Source organism: Klenkia sp. AC732, from assembly GCF_979256525.1.
In genome coordinates this window covers 1-13017 of record NZ_CEEDOS010000066.1, presented here as the reverse complement: position 1 = coordinate 13017, position 13017 = coordinate 1, and the positions used below count along the sequence as shown (strand labels likewise).

Here is a 13017-nt window from a genome sequence, read left to right as displayed (position 1 = left end):
CGCGCCCGCGCCGCCCGGCCGAGGACGCCGTCGCGCCCGCCGCCGACGCCACCGCCCCCGTCCCGGCCCCCGTACCCGTCGACGGGGTCCCGCGGCACGCCGCGACCCCCGCCGAGCCCGCCGAGTCCGCCGAGCCCGCCGAGCCCATGGAGACCGACGGGACCGAGGAGGACGACGACCTCGAGGGCCTGCCCACCGAGCCCGAGGGCGAGGAGCAGATCGCCGTCTGGGCGCTGGTCGCCGACGCCCAGCAGGGCCGCGCCGAGGCCTTCGGCGAGCTCTACGACCGGTACGCCGACATGGTCTTCCGCTACCTCTACCACCGGGTGTCCGACCGGCAGACCGCCGAGGACTTCACCAGCGAGACCTTCGTCCGGGCCCTGCGGCGCATCGACTCGCTGAGCTTCCAGGGACGCGACGTCGGCGCCTGGCTGGTCACCATCGCCCGCAACATCGTCCGGGACCACGTGAAGAGCAGCCGGTTCCGCCTGGAGGTCAGCACGGCCGACATGCGGGACGCCGACCGGGCCACCGACGGCCCCGAGGACGCCGTGCTGCAGGGCCTGACCAACGAGCAGCTGCTGGCCTGCGTGGCCCAGCTCAACGACGAGCAGCGCGAGTGCATCGTGCTGCGCTTCCTGCAGGGCCTGTCGGTCGCGGAGACCGCGGCCGCGATGGGCAAGAAGGACGGCGCCATCAAGGCCCTGCAGCACCGCGCGGTGAAGCGGCTGGGCAACCTGCTGCCCGAGGGCCTCCGGTGACCGCGTCCTCACCCCCGGGAGGGGGCCGGGCAAGTTACCGGTGGGTACCCCGTACCCACCGCTCGGGGGCTTCGTTGGTCGCCGTGGTACCCACCGGGTCGGCCCACGGGGCGCGACCGGCACGGCGACCGGGCAGGACCCACGGGGCAGACGGAGGACAGCGGTGAGGGACGGGCAGCGGACGGCGGGCGTGGACGCCCCGTCCGGCGCGGTGCTCGAGGACGCCCTCGCCGCCCGCCTCACCCTGCTCGGCCAGCACGCCCCCGCCCTCGACGACGACGTCCGGGCCCGGCAGCGCGCCCGGCTGGTCGCCATGGCCGCCGTCCGGACGCCGGAGCCCACGCCCTCGCTGGCCCAGCGGCTGCTGTCCGGACGGGCCGTGGACGCCCCTGCTGCGCGCTGGCGGAGCCGGCTCACCGCCGGACTGACCGGAGCCGCGCTCACGGTGGCGACGCTGTCGGGCCTGGTGGCCCTCGCCCAGGGCTCCGAGCCCGGCGACCTGCTCTACGACGTCAAGCGCGGCACGGAGCAGACCCAGCTCGCCCTGGCCTCCGACACCGACCGGGGCCTCACCCTGCTCGGGTTCGCCAGCACCCGGCTCACCGAACTGGAGCAGCTGACCGGGGTGGAGGCCGGCGCCCTGGCCGTCCCGGTGGCGGCGCCGGTCGCGCCGACCGCCGACGGGTCCGACGCGGTCCTGGCAGCCGACGGCACCGACGTGGACACCGTCCGCGACGTGCTGGCCACGATGGACCAGCAGACCACCGAGGGCACGGACTCGCTGACCGGCACGATCGTGGCCGCCGGGGACCCCGCCCCACTGGCCACCCTGGACGGCTGGACCGTCGCCCAGCGCGAGGGGATCGCCGCCGTGGAGGCCGCGCTCCCCACCGAGGCCCGACCCGACGCCGCCGCCTCGCTCGCCCTGGTCGACCGGGTGGCCGCCCGGTCGGCGGCCCTGCAGACCGGCTTCGCCTGCCCCGGTGGGCTGCAGACCGCGGGCTCCGACGAGCTGGGTCCCGTGCCCGCCCCCTGCGCGACCCCGACCGACCCCTCGGGGACGTCGACGCCGTCCGCGACACCCATGCCCAGCACCCCGGCCACGGCCGCACCCACCACCGGGGCACCGGCGAGCGAGACCGCACCGGCCCCCGCCGGTGGCGGCGCGGCCCCCAGCCCCACGGCCGCCGTCCCCAGCCCGGCGCCGGCGCCCGTCGTCCCCACGGTGGTGCCGACGGCGCCCCCGAGCACCGGCGGCGCCCTCGTCGAGGTGCCCCCGCTGGTCCCCGGCGTGCAGGTCTGCGCGCCCCCGCTGATCACCGTGGGCTGCTGAGACCCTCCGGATAGGGTCGGCAGCGGCGCTCCCGCACGGGGGCCGGCAGCACGAGGGGGTGGCAGCAGTGGTCCGGGTGCCCTTCCGCGGTGACCGCGCCCGCACGCCCGCCGGCATCGAGGACGAGGAGGCCCGCGCGCTCGTCGCGGGCGCCGCCTCCGCCGCCGCGGCCGATGTCGAGGCGCCCCCGGCGGTCACGCCCGACCCCACCGCGGCCGCGTTCTTCGACTGCGACAACACGATGATGATGGGCGCCTCGCTGTTCTGGTTCGCCCGCGGGCTGGCCGCCCGCAAGTACTTCACCGGCCGCGACGTGGCCAGCTTCGTCTGGCAGCAGGCCAAGTTCCGGGTCGCCGGCAGCGAGTCCGCCATCGACGTGCACGCCGTGCGGGACAACGCGCTGGCCTTCATCGCCGGCAAGACGGTCACCGAGATCGTCGACGCCGGTGAGGAGATCTACGACGAGCTGATGGCCGACCGGATCTGGTCGGGCACCCGCCTGCTGGCCCAGCAGCACCTGGACGCCGGTCAGCGGGTCTGGCTGGTCACCGCCACCCCGGTCGAGCTGGCCTCGGTCATCGCCCGCCGGCTGGGCCTCACCGGCGCCCTGGGCACGGTGTCGGAGATCGTGGACGGCGTCTACACCGGCCGGCTGGTCGGCGAGCTGATGCATCACGAGGCCAAGGCCCAGGCGGTGCTGGCCCTGTCCGAGCGGGAAGGCCTGGACCTGAGCCGCTGCACCGCGTACAGCGACTCCTCCAACGACCTGCCCATGCTGTCGATGGTCGGCACCGCGGTCGCGGTCAACCCCGACAGCGAGCTCAAGGCCGTGGCCCGCTCCCGCGGCTGGGACGTCAAGGACTTCCGCACCGGCCGCAAGGCCGCCCGGATCGGCGTCCCCACGCTGGGTGCGGCCGCCGTCGGGGGCGGCGCGGTCAGCGGCCTGATCGCCCTCCGGCGCCGCAACCGCTGGCCCTTCTGAGCCTCAGGAGAAGACGGACCGGCGCTTGAGCAGCAGCTGGTACAGCGACTGCTGGATGTTCTCCCGCACCTGGTCGGTGAGGTTGAAGACCAGCATCGGGTCCTCGGCTGCGCCCGGGCCGTAGGAGGCGGTCTCGATGGGCGCCCCGAAGGCGATGAACCACTTGGAGGGCAGCGGGACCGCCCCGAGCGGGCCCAGCAGCGGGAACGTCGGGGTGATCGGGAAGTAGGGCAGGCCCAGCACCCGGGCCGCGGTCTTCGCGTTGCCGATCATCGGGTAGATCTCCTCGGCCCCGACGATCGCGCACGGGACGATCGGCACGCCGGTGCGCAGGGCGGCCGTGACGAACCCGCCACGGCCGAACCGCTGCAGGGTGTACCGCTCGCTGAACGGCTTCCCGACGCCCTTGAACCCCTCGGGGAAGACCCCGACCAGCTCACCCTCGGTGAGCAGCCGTTCGGCGTCCTCGTTGCAGGCCAGCGTGGCACCCAGCTTGCGGGCCATGGCACCGATGAAGGGGACCTGGAAGACCAGGTCGGCGCCCAGCAGGCGGAAGCGCCGGGCGGCGGGGTGCTCGTCGTGCAGCGCCACGGTGGTCATCAGCGCGTCCATCGGGACCGTGCCCGAGTGGTTGGCCACGATGAGCGCACCGCCGACGTCGGGCACGTTCTCCAGTCCGACGGTCTCCACCCGGAACCAGCGCTCGAACAGCGGACGCAGCACCGGCAGCAGCAGGTGGTCGGTGAGGTCGGGGTCGAAGCCGAACTCGTCGGTGTCGTAGTCACCGGTCAGCCGGCGACGGAGGAACTCCAGGCCGCCGGCGACCGAGGCGTCCCAGCCGCGGCCGGGGACGGTGGGCTCCACCGGCTCCTCGGGGCCGTCTGGGTGCAGCCGGATGACCCGGGCCTCAGGCATCGCGCACCGCCTGCAGGTGCGTGCCCGACGGGGTCGGCCGGGTGGTCCGGCCGACGTCGTCCAGCACGGACGCCAGTCGGCCCACGGCTCGTGCGGCGTTCGCGGTCAGCCCGCTGACCAGCTCGGGGGCGACGACGGGGGCCACCGTGCGGCCGTAGTCGGCCAACGCGGCGGCGGTGGTGAAGCGCGGGGAGTAACCGAACTCGTGGCGCAGTCGGGTGGTGTCCACGACGCGGCCGAAGTTGAGGAAGCGCATCTGCTCGGGTGAGTAGTCGGTGATGCCGGCCCGCCGGGTCAGCTTGCCCAGCGGGCCCATCGCCTGGGTGGGCAGCGGCAGCGCCACCCGGCCCAGCCGCCGGATGGCCTGGGACAGCAGCACCGTGCCCTCGGCCCCGACGTTGACGGTGCCGGCGAAGTCACCGGTGGTGGCGCGGACCAGCACGGCCACCGCGTCGTCCTCGTGCAGCAGCTGGACGCGGGCGTCGAACCCCAGCGCCGTGGGCACCACCGGCATCCGCAGAAAGCCGGTGAGCAGCGAGTCGATCCGCGGGCCGATGAAGTTGGTGAACCGCAGCACCGCCACGTCGACGTCGGGCCGCCGGCGGGAGTAGGCCCGCACGTAGCCCTCGACGTCCAGGCTGTCCTTGGCGAAGCCGCCCCCGGGCACCCGGCGGGCCTGCATGGCCTCGGTGAACACGGCGGGGTCGCGGGGGCTGGCCCCGTAGACCGCGCTGGTGGACTTCAGCACGAACCGGCGCACCGAGGGAGCCCGCTGGCACGCGGCCAGCAGCTGCATCGTGCCGATGACGTTGAGTTCCTTCATCGACGTGCGCCCACCCGACCCACCGGGGGTCGAGGAGATGTTCATGTGCACCACGGTGTCCACCGACGCGGCGGACACGACCTTGCCGATCAACGGGCTGCGGATGTCGGCCCGGACGAACTCGGTGCGCCCCAGACGCCGCAGCATCTCGGGGCCGGGGGGCACGGTGTCCACCCCGATGACCCGCTCGATGGAGGGGTCTGCGGCCAGCTCGCCCGCCAGCGCGCCGCCCAGCCACCGGCTCACGCCGGTGACGAGGACGACCGCGGGCGGCACGAGCGTCAGCTCACTTCTTGTTACGACGCTGGACGCGCGTCTTCTTCAGCAGCTTGCGGTGCTTCTTCTTCGCCATCCGCTTGCGGCGCTTCTTGATGACCGAACCCATGTGCCTGCTCCCGACGTCGAGGACGCGTGGGACCCGGGACAGTGACCGGTGGTCACGCCGGGCACCGCGCGAGGGTGTTCCGCTCGTGTGCGCCGCAGCCCCCGGAGGGAGCGGTACGACGCTCGACGGTCGAGACTACCCGGCCCGGGGGCCGGGGGTGTCGCCGAGTCGGTCCGTCGTGGACGGGCCGACCCTGGGTGGTCGCGGCACGGGGGCCGCGACCACTCAGGCGATGTCGGTGTAGGCGTCGCGCAGGTAGTCCTGCACGGCGCGCTCGGGGACGCGGAAGGAGCGGCCCACGCGGACGGCGGAGAGCTCGCCGCCGTGCACGAGGCGGTAGACCGTCATCTTCGACACGCGCATCATCGCGGCGACCTCGGCCACGGTGAGGAACGTGACGGCCGCACGCTGCGGCTGCATCGGGGCCTGCCGGTTGACCGGTGCGGCAGCCGGGTGCGGGGCACCGACCGGACGGGCCACCGAGGCGGCCGACACGGGACGGGCGACCGGACGCGGGCCGGACTGGACCGGACGGGCGTTGTAGGTGGCGCGCTGGGGCATGGTCATCAGTTCATCTCCGCTACTAGCACGCATCGGGCCGCCGGCTTCCCCACCGGCGGACGGGACACGTACGTGCTGGAACAGACGTTAGGGGGCTGGTGGGACAGAAGCGATGGGTGAATCGAACATGCGGACCGGTCCGTACTGGGCACATGTCGACACGACGACCCCGCTCCCTCGTTCGACGGCGCGTCGTCCCCAGACCGTCGGCCTGTGATCACGCTCCGTCCCCAGGAAGTGTGGACAAGTCGACTCACAGGTGCAACACGGACACCACGCGTGAGGACGGATCAGTCCGCAACGGCCGGTTGCCCACATCTCGCCCACACCCCGCGGCCCGGCAGCGCCCGTCGTCCGCCGCTCGCCGCCGACGCGGCAGGGCTCAGCGGCCGAGCTCGACCGAGCGGTCGTGGGCGGCCTCGATTGCCGCGATCAGCGCCGCCCGCACACCGTGGCGCTCCAGCTCCCGGATCGCCGCGATCGTCGTCCCGCCGGGGCTGGTGACGGCCTCGCGCAGCTGCACCGGGTGCTCCCCGGAGTCGCGCAGCATGGTCGCGGCACCCAGCGCCGTCTGCACGATCAGGTCCGCGGCCAGCGTGCGCGGCAGGCCCAGCAGGATGCCGGCGTCGATCATCGCCTCGACCAGGAAGAAGAAGTAGGCGGGCCCGCTGCCCGACAGCGCGGTGACCGCGTCCTGCTGGGACTCCGGGACCCGCCGCACCTGACCCACGGCCGACAGCAGCGCCTCCGCCTCGTCCAGGTGCGCCTCGGTGGCGTGCGCCCCGGCCGACAGCACGCTCATGCCCTCGTCGACCAGCGCCGGGGTGTTGGGCATGACCCGCACGACCGGCGTGCCGGCGGGCAGCAGCGCCTCGATCCGCGCCGTGGGGACGCCGGCAGCCACCGAGACCACCAGGTGGTCGCCGTCGACGTGCGGGGCCAGCAGGCCCAGCAGGGCGTCGACGTCCTGCGGCTTGACCGCCAGCAGCAGCACCCGGCTGGTGGCGGCGGCCCGGGCCAGGTCCAGCGCCCGGACGCCGTACCGCTGCTCCAGCTGGGCGGCCCGCTCGGGGCTCCGCTCGACCACGGCGATCGAGGAGGCCGCCCCGGGACGGCGGACCAGCCCGGAGACCAGGGCCTCCCCGATCTTGCCGCCGCCCACGAGGGCGAGTCCGGACCGGGCGGGGGCGTCTGCGCTGCTCACCCCCAGGACGCTAGTGCGGCTCAGGTGCCCGAGAGCAACCCGGCCGCCGGGACGACGACCAGCAGCGTCCCGGCGAACAGCAGGACCAGCAGGATCCGGGTCTCCAGCTGGGGCTGCCCGTGCCGCCGACGCCAGAACGCGACCCCGCCGACCAGTCCGGTGAGCACCAGCGGGGCCAGCACCACCGCGAGGTAGGGCAGGACCTCCCAGAGCACGGTGAACAGGTAGTAGACGCCGACACCGACCGCCAGGGCCAGCACGAGCTCGCCGACGAAGCGGGCCCAGGCGACCGCGCTCTGGGCCGGGGTGAGCGGCTCGGCGGGCTCCTCCTCGGCCGGCAGGACGATCTTGGGGATCGGCCCGGTGGAGGCCAGGTCCGGTGCGCCCGACCGGGAGCCCACCGTGGAGCCGGGCACCCCCGGGGTGCGGGCGGGGCGCAGACCCGGGATGGCGGCCGTGGTGGGGCCCCCGGTGGGGAAGAGCTCACCCTGGCCGGGCGCCACGGGCTCGGGCAGGTCGACGTCGGTCTTGCGTCGTCCCACCCGGGGTGCCGCCGGCTCCGCGGCGGGTGGGGTGGCGTCATCGGCCCGGCGTCCGCCGCTGGTGCGGCGGTCCCGGCCGGTGGCCTCGGGCCGGGAGGAGGGCGGGTCGTCGACGCCACGACGGCGCTGCGAGGCGCGCACGGGTCCGGTCGTGCCCGGCCGGGTCCCGGCCTCGGACTCCAGGCCGTGCTCCCGGAGGATCTCGGCCAGCGAGCGGACCGAGTGGTCTGCGGGGTCGGTCATGCGCCCTCCAGTCCGTCCAGCCGGCGCAGGATGATGCCCTCGCGCAGCGCCCAGGGGCAGATTGCCACGTGCGGCACGTCGACCGCGCGCAGGGCGGCGCGCGCCACGACGGCGCCGGCCGGGACCTGGTGGGCCCGGTCCACCGAGACGCCCTGCAGTTCGGCCAGCGCACCGGAGTCGATCCGGGAGACGAAGCCGACGAGCTGGCCCAGTCCGGCCGTGCTCAGCGTGCGCGGCACCCGCAGCCCCGCGGAGTAGGGCGCCGCACCGGTGAGGCGGGCCAGGGTGCGGAAGGTCTTGGAGGTCGCCGCGACCAGGTCCGGCGGCCCGGCCGCGGCCAGCCGGCGGGCGGCGGGCGCCAGCAGCCGGGCGGCGTGGGCGTCCAGCTCGCCGAGCGCCTCCAGGCTCGGGCGGCCCCCCTCGTGCGCCTCGGGCAGGAACCGCCGGGTCATCCGGCCGGCGCCCAGCGGCAGCGACAGGGCGACGTCGGGGTCCTCGTCGATGCCGGTGGCCAGCTCCAGGGAACCGCCACCGATGTCGAGCACCAGCAGCCGCCCGGCGCTCCAGCCGAACCACCGGCGGACGGCGAGGAAGGTCAGTCGGGCCTCGTCCTCCCCGGAGAGCACCTGCAGGTCCACCCCGGTGGCCTCGCGGACCCGGTCCAGCACCTCGGGGCCGTTGGAGGCCTCCCGGATGGCGGAGGTGACGAAGGCCAGCAGCTCCTCGCAGCCCTGCTCGGCAGCGACCTTGCGGGCCCGGCGGACCGCGGTGAGCAGCCCCTTCTCCCCCGCCTTGGACAGCACGCCGTCCGCGCCGACGTGCTCGGCCAGCCGCAGCACCGACTTGTCGTCGTGGGCCGGGGTGGGGTGCGCACCACGGTGCGCGTCGACCACCAGCAGGTGGACGGTGTTCGAACCGACGTCGAGCACTCCCAGCCGCATGGGACGACAGTCTGCCGGGTGCCGGTGGGGCCGTGGTGGACTGGGCCGGTGGCGCAGATGCTGGAGGACGGTCCCCCCGACGAGGTGGACCTGGACTTCTCCCGCGAGTGGGTCGAGTTCACCGACCCGGCCGACCCCGACCACCGGGTCCGGGCCGACCTGACCTGGCTGACCTCGGCCTGGACGTGCGTCTACGGCCGGGGGTGCGCCGGGGTGGTCGAGGGCCGGGCCGAGGACGGCTGCTGCAACCACGGCGCCTTCTTCACCGACACCGAGGACCTGGAGCGGGTCGGGGCCGCCGTCGCCGAGCTCACCGACGCCGACTGGCAGCGTCGTCCGCAGTGGGCTGCGGACTGGACCGAGCCCGACGTCCTCGACGAGTCCGACGAGGACGGCGGGACCGCGCTGCGCACCCGGGTCGTCGACGGCGCCTGCGTCTTCCTCAACCGCGCCGACCACCCCGGCGGGGGCGGCTGCGCGCTGCACGGGCTGGCCCTGCGCACCGACCGGCACCCACTGGAGACCAAGCCCGACGTGTGCTGGCAGCTGCCGGTGCGCCGCGAGCAGGAGTGGGTGGACCGCCCGGACGAGACCCGGGTGCTGGTGAGCAGCATCGGGGAGTTCGACCGCCGCGGCTGGGGCCCGGGCGGCCACGACCTGCACTGGTGGTGCACCGGCTCCCCCACCGCGCACGTGGCCGCCGAGCCGCTGGTGCTCACCTACGCCGCCGAGCTCACCGAGCTGCTGGGGCGCGCCGCCTACGCCGAGCTACGCCGGCTGACCGAGGCCCGCCTGGACGCCGGCCTCGTCGCGCCGCACCCGGCCAGCCCCCGGCCGGTGGACGTCCAGCTGCACCGCCGCCGACCCGTCACCTGAGCCCAGCCCGGTGCGGAAGGCCTGGCGGTAGGCGCGCGGGCTGATCCCCCGGCGACGGGCGAACTGCTCGCGCAGGCCAGCCCCGGTGCCGAAGCCCACCAGCCGGGCCACCTCCTCGACGGGCGCGTCGGAGTCGGCCAGCAGCGTCTCGGCCGCGGCCAGCCGCTGGGCCAGCAGCCAGGCGTGCGGCGTCGTCCCGGTGGTGGCCTTGAAGCGGCGGGCGAAGCTGCGCGGGCTCATCAGCGCCCGGCGGGCGAGGTGGTCGACGCTGATGTCCTCGGCCAGGTTCTGCTGCGCCCAACCCAGCACCACGCCCAGCAGGTCGTCCTCGCAGCGGGCGACGGGGGCGTCGACGTACTGGGCCTGGCCGCCGTCGCGGTGCGGGGGCACGACCATCTCCCGGGCCAGCCCGTTGGCCGCGGCCGGGCCGTACTCGCGGCGCACCCAGTGCAGCAGGGCGTCGACGCCCGAGGCCGTGCCCGCCCCGGTGATGATCGAGCCCTCGTCGACGTAGAGCACCCGCGGGTCGACGACGACGGCGGGGAACAGCGCCGCCATGTCCCCGGCCATCCGCCAGTGGGTGGTCGCCCGGCGGCCGTCGAGCAGTCCGGCGGCGGCCAGCACGAACGCCCCGCTGCAGTGGCTGATCAGCTGCCCGCCGCGGGCGTGCACGGCGCGCAGTGCGTCCAGCACGGCCGGCGGACAGGGCCGGGCCAGGTCCTCCCAGGAGGTGACCAGCACGACGTCGGAGACCGCCAGCCGCTCGAGGCCGTGCTCCACGACGAGCACCAGGCCGGTGTCGGTGCGCACCGGGCCGGGGTTCTCGGTGACCAGGGCGAGGTCGAAGCGCGGCATCCCGAAGCGGGTGTGGTCGTAGCCGAAGACCTCGCTGGCGACACCGAGGCCGAAGGCCCCCAGGGCGCCGTCGCAGGCCAGGACGCTCACCACGAGGGGACGCTGTGCGGTCATGCGGGCAGCATGGCAGGAAATCGGCGTTCATGGTCGTTCCTGCCACTCGTCCGGGCTGCTCGACCCCGCCAGGCTGACCGCATGCTGCTGATCACCTGCCCCGTGACCCACGCGACCGAGCTCGTCGCGGACCGCAGGCTGCGGCCCGTCGCGGACCCGCGCAACCGCCCCGGCGTGGTCGTCGTGGCCGTCCTCTGCCCCTGCGGTGCGGACCACGTCTTCCTCACCGGACGGCGCATCGAGGAGGCCCGTGCGCGACTGCGGTGCGCCGACCGCGTGGCGCCGGCGACAGCACCGGCCGTTCGCCGCGCGGACTCCCCGGTCCCGGCGTAGCTTCGAACACATGAGCGAAGCAGACTCGAAGGTCAACACCGGCCAGCCCGGTGACCCCACGGCAGAGAAGGACCCCTCCGACTGGGTGACCGGCGACGAGCCCGCCACCGGTGCCCAGAAGAGCTACCTGAGCACGCTGGCGCAGCAGGCCGGCGAAGAGGTCCCCGAGGACATCAGCAAGGCCGACGCCTCGATCAAGATCGACGAGCTGCAGGAGGAGACCGGCCGCGGCAAGTGACGCGACGGTCGACGTGGACGGCCCCGGTGCTGCGCACCGGGGCCGTTCGCGTTCGGACTGGTGCTCTCAGGCCTCGAACTTGTAGCCCAGGCCCCGCACGGTGACCAGCCACTTCGGCGTCGCCGGGTCGGGCTCGAGCTTGGCCCGCAGCCGCTTGACGTGGACGTCGAGGGTCTTGGTGTCCCCGACGTAGTCCGATCCCCAGACCCGGTCGATGAGCTGCCCGCGGGTGAGCACCCGGCCGGCGTTGCGCAGCAGCAGCTCGAGCAGGTCGAACTCCTTGAGCGGCAGCGACACCGTCTCGCCGTCGACGGCCACGGTGTGCCGCTCGACGTCCATCCGGACCGGACCGGCGGTCAGCGTGGCGTCGGCGGGCAGGTCGGTGTCGGTGCCGCGGCGCAGCACCGCCCGGATCCGGGCCAGCAGCTCCCGGGCGGAGTAGGGCTTCGTGACGTAGTCGTCCGCACCGAGCTCCAGGCCCACGACCTTGTCGATCTCGGTGTCCTTGGCCGTCAGCATGATGATCGGGACGGCGCTCTTGGCGCGCAGCGTCCGACACACCTCGGTGCCCGACAGGCCCGGCAGCATCAGGTCCAGCAGCACGATGTCGGCGCCGCTGCGGTCGAACTCGGCGAGCGCGTCGATGCCGTTGCCGGCGACCACGGCCTCGTAGCCCTCACGACGCAGCATGTAGGACAGCGCGTCGGAGAAGGACTCCTCGTCCTCCACCACGAGCACTCGGGTCATGACCGTCCTCTCTGGGGTTCTCCGGCACCGGCGGGGGTCGCGGTGACGGCAGCGCGCAGGGCGGCGACCCGGTCGACGGACCGGCCCGCCGGGTCGGTGGTGGCCGGCGGCGGGGCGTCGGCCGGGGCGAGCGGGACGCGCAGGGTGAACGTCGACCCCAGGCCCTCCTCGCTCCAGACGGTGACCGAGCCACCGTGGTTGGTGGCCACGTGCTTGACGATCGCCAGGCCCAGGCCGGTGCCACCGGTGGCGCTGGCCCGGGACTGGTCGACCCGGTAGAAGCGCTCGAACACCCGAGCCCGGTCGGCCCGGGGGATGCCGATGCCCGAGTCGGTCACCGCGATCTCGGCGAACCCGGAGCGGGCCCGGGTGCCGACGGCGATCTTGGCCTTCTCCGGGCTGTAGGCCACGGCGTTGGCGAGCATGTTGGTGACGGCGGTGGCCAGCTGGGACTCCACACCCCGCACGACGAGCCCGGGCTGCTCCCCCACGGCCAGCTCGATGCCCTTGGCGGCGGCGGCCAGCCGGGTGCGGTCGACGGCTTCCGCCACGACGGTGGTCACCTCGACGGGGGCCAGGTCGGGCAGCGGCTCGGCACCCTGCAGCCGGGAGAGGTCGATGAGCTCCCGGACCAGCCGGGCCAGCCGGTCGGCCTCGTGGGTCATCCGGGCGGCGAAGCGCTGCACGGTCTCCGGGTCGTCGGCGGCACCCTGGGTGGCCTCGGCCAGCAGCGCCAGCGCGCCCACCGGGGTCTTCAGCTCGTGCCCGACGTTGGCCACGAAGTCCCGGCGGACGGCCTCGACCCGGCGGGCCTCGGTCACGTCCTGCAGCACCAGCGCGACGGGGCCGGGCTCGAGAGCCGGACCGCTGTCCAGCCGCACCCCGTGCACGCCCACCATCCGCGGCCCGGCGCCGACCAGGTCGCCGGGGAGCTGGACGTCGGAGCGCCGTCCACCGGCGGCCCGCACCTCCTGGGCCACCGTGATCAACCCGGGCACCATCAGCCGGGTGCCGCGCACGATGCCCAGCGCGCGGGCGGAGGGGTTGGCCAGCAGCACCTCGTCGGCGGCGTCGAGCAGCACGACCGCGGGGTCCATCAGGTCGACCAGACGGCGCGACAGGGCCGCCTCACCGGGCGCGGTGGCCGGGGGCGGGGACCGGTCG

The 13017-nt window shown here is 74.9% G+C and carries 16 protein-coding genes; 6 read left to right on the top strand and 10 right to left on the bottom strand.

Annotated features, from left to right (window positions below):
- The 3 genes from AC0IVP_RS20975 to AC0IVP_RS20965 form a co-directional block, all read left to right on the top strand.
- Positions 1-761: sigma-70 family RNA polymerase sigma factor (locus AC0IVP_RS20975; protein ID WP_471759109.1), on the top strand; the 761-nt coding region annotated here is incomplete at its 5' end.
- 190 nt (positions 762-951) lie between these two features.
- Entirely contained in the window at positions 952-2094 is a 1143-nt protein-coding gene (locus AC0IVP_RS20970) for a DUF5667 domain-containing protein (RefSeq protein ID WP_471759107.1), read from the top strand.
- Between the two features lie 58 nt (positions 2095-2152).
- Positions 2153-3076 (top strand): HAD family hydrolase, encoded by a 924-nt coding sequence (locus tag AC0IVP_RS20965; RefSeq protein WP_471759105.1) that lies wholly within the window; start codon positions 2153-2155, stop codon positions 3074-3076.
- 3 nt (positions 3077-3079) lie between these two features.
- On the opposite strand, the gene AC0IVP_RS20960 is transcribed toward AC0IVP_RS20965, so the two are convergent.
- The 7 genes from AC0IVP_RS20960 to AC0IVP_RS20930 form a co-directional block, all read right to left on the bottom strand.
- Positions 3080-3991, bottom strand: a complete 912-nt coding sequence (locus AC0IVP_RS20960; RefSeq protein ID WP_056289417.1) for a lysophospholipid acyltransferase family protein — start codon at positions 3989-3991, stop codon at positions 3080-3082.
- Positions 3984-5090: an NAD-dependent epimerase/dehydratase family protein gene (locus AC0IVP_RS20955; RefSeq protein ID WP_056289419.1), complete on the bottom strand. Its 1107-nt coding sequence runs from the start codon at positions 5088-5090 to the stop codon at positions 3984-3986. The genes AC0IVP_RS20960 and AC0IVP_RS20955 overlap by 8 nt, the downstream gene beginning before the upstream one ends.
- A gap of 10 nt (positions 5091-5100) precedes the next feature.
- Complete coding sequence (locus AC0IVP_RS20950) at positions 5101-5199, bottom strand: 30S ribosomal protein bS22 (protein WP_012854759.1); 99 nt, start codon at positions 5197-5199, stop codon at positions 5101-5103.
- Between the two features lie 225 nt (positions 5200-5424).
- Positions 5425-5766, bottom strand: coding sequence for a helix-turn-helix domain-containing protein (locus AC0IVP_RS20945; RefSeq protein ID WP_235564407.1), 342 nt, complete (start codon positions 5764-5766; stop codon positions 5425-5427).
- A 376-nt stretch (positions 5767-6142) separates the two neighbouring features.
- Complete coding sequence (gene proC / locus AC0IVP_RS20940; protein ID WP_471759103.1) at positions 6143-6964, bottom strand: pyrroline-5-carboxylate reductase; 822 nt, start codon at positions 6962-6964, stop codon at positions 6143-6145.
- Between the two features lie 20 nt (positions 6965-6984).
- Positions 6985-7749 (bottom strand): hypothetical protein, encoded by a 765-nt coding sequence (locus AC0IVP_RS20935; protein WP_056289425.1) that lies wholly within the window; start codon positions 7747-7749, stop codon positions 6985-6987.
- On the bottom strand, positions 7746-8690 hold the full coding sequence (locus AC0IVP_RS20930) for a Ppx/GppA family phosphatase (RefSeq protein WP_471759101.1): 945 nt from the start codon (positions 8688-8690) through the stop codon (positions 7746-7748). The genes AC0IVP_RS20935 and AC0IVP_RS20930 overlap by 4 nt, the downstream gene beginning before the upstream one ends.
- A 57-nt stretch (positions 8691-8747) precedes the next feature.
- Here AC0IVP_RS20930 and AC0IVP_RS20925 point away from each other — a divergent pair, with 57 nt between their 5' ends.
- Entirely contained in the window at positions 8748-9566 is an 819-nt protein-coding gene (locus AC0IVP_RS20925) for a DUF3109 family protein (protein WP_471759111.1), read from the top strand.
- Here AC0IVP_RS20925 and AC0IVP_RS20920 read toward each other — a convergent pair.
- Positions 9459-10535, bottom strand: a complete 1077-nt coding sequence (locus tag AC0IVP_RS20920; protein WP_471759099.1) for a helix-turn-helix domain-containing protein — start codon at positions 10533-10535, stop codon at positions 9459-9461. The two genes, AC0IVP_RS20925 and AC0IVP_RS20920, sit on opposite strands and share 108 nt — an antisense overlap.
- Before the next feature lie 81 nt (positions 10536-10616).
- Here AC0IVP_RS20920 and AC0IVP_RS20915 point away from each other — a divergent pair, with 81 nt between their 5' ends.
- Together AC0IVP_RS20915 and AC0IVP_RS20910 are read left to right on the top strand one after the other, a co-directional pair.
- Complete coding sequence (locus tag AC0IVP_RS20915; protein WP_471759097.1) at positions 10617-10868, top strand: hypothetical protein; 252 nt, start codon at positions 10617-10619, stop codon at positions 10866-10868.
- Between the two features lie 10 nt (positions 10869-10878).
- Positions 10879-11106, top strand: a complete 228-nt coding sequence (locus AC0IVP_RS20910) for a DUF3072 domain-containing protein (RefSeq protein WP_056289439.1) — start codon at positions 10879-10881, stop codon at positions 11104-11106.
- A 66-nt stretch (positions 11107-11172) separates the two neighbouring features.
- Here the strand turns inward: AC0IVP_RS20910 and AC0IVP_RS20905 are convergent, their stop codons facing one another.
- Together AC0IVP_RS20905 and AC0IVP_RS20900 are read right to left on the bottom strand one after the other, a co-directional pair.
- Positions 11173-11853, bottom strand: coding sequence for a response regulator transcription factor (locus AC0IVP_RS20905; protein WP_056289442.1), 681 nt, complete (start codon positions 11851-11853; stop codon positions 11173-11175).
- Positions 11850-13017, bottom strand: a 1168-nt coding sequence (locus AC0IVP_RS20900) for a sensor histidine kinase (RefSeq protein ID WP_471759095.1), incomplete at its 5' end; no start/stop codon positions are given. The genes AC0IVP_RS20905 and AC0IVP_RS20900, both read right to left, overlap by 4 nt.

Coding starts and splice junctions, on each gene's coding strand:
- AC0IVP_RS20960 (WP_056289417.1), bottom strand. CDS start 3,991: ATGCCTGAGGCCCGGGTCATCCGGCTGCACCCAGACGGCCCCGAGGAG.
- AC0IVP_RS20950 (WP_012854759.1), bottom strand. CDS start 5,199: ATGGGTTCGGTCATCAAGAAGCGCCGCAAGCGGATGGCGAAGAAGAAG.
- AC0IVP_RS20945 (WP_235564407.1), bottom strand. CDS start 5,766: ATGACCATGCCCCAGCGCGCCACCTACAACGCCCGTCCGGTCCAGTCC.
- AC0IVP_RS20935 (WP_056289425.1), bottom strand. CDS start 7,749: ATGACCGACCCCGCAGACCACTCGGTCCGCTCGCTGGCCGAGATCCTC.
- AC0IVP_RS20930 (WP_471759101.1), bottom strand. CDS start 8,690: ATGCGGCTGGGAGTGCTCGACGTCGGTTCGAACACCGTCCACCTGCTG.
- AC0IVP_RS20925 (WP_471759111.1), top strand. CDS start 8,748: ATGCTGGAGGACGGTCCCCCCGACGAGGTGGACCTGGACTTCTCCCGC.
- AC0IVP_RS20920 (WP_471759099.1), bottom strand. CDS start 10,535: ATGACCGCACAGCGTCCCCTCGTGGTGAGCGTCCTGGCCTGCGACGGC.
- AC0IVP_RS20915 (WP_471759097.1), top strand. CDS start 10,617: ATGCTGCTGATCACCTGCCCCGTGACCCACGCGACCGAGCTCGTCGCG.
- AC0IVP_RS20910 (WP_056289439.1), top strand. CDS start 10,879: ATGAGCGAAGCAGACTCGAAGGTCAACACCGGCCAGCCCGGTGACCCC.
- AC0IVP_RS20905 (WP_056289442.1), bottom strand. CDS start 11,853: ATGACCCGAGTGCTCGTGGTGGAGGACGAGGAGTCCTTCTCCGACGCG.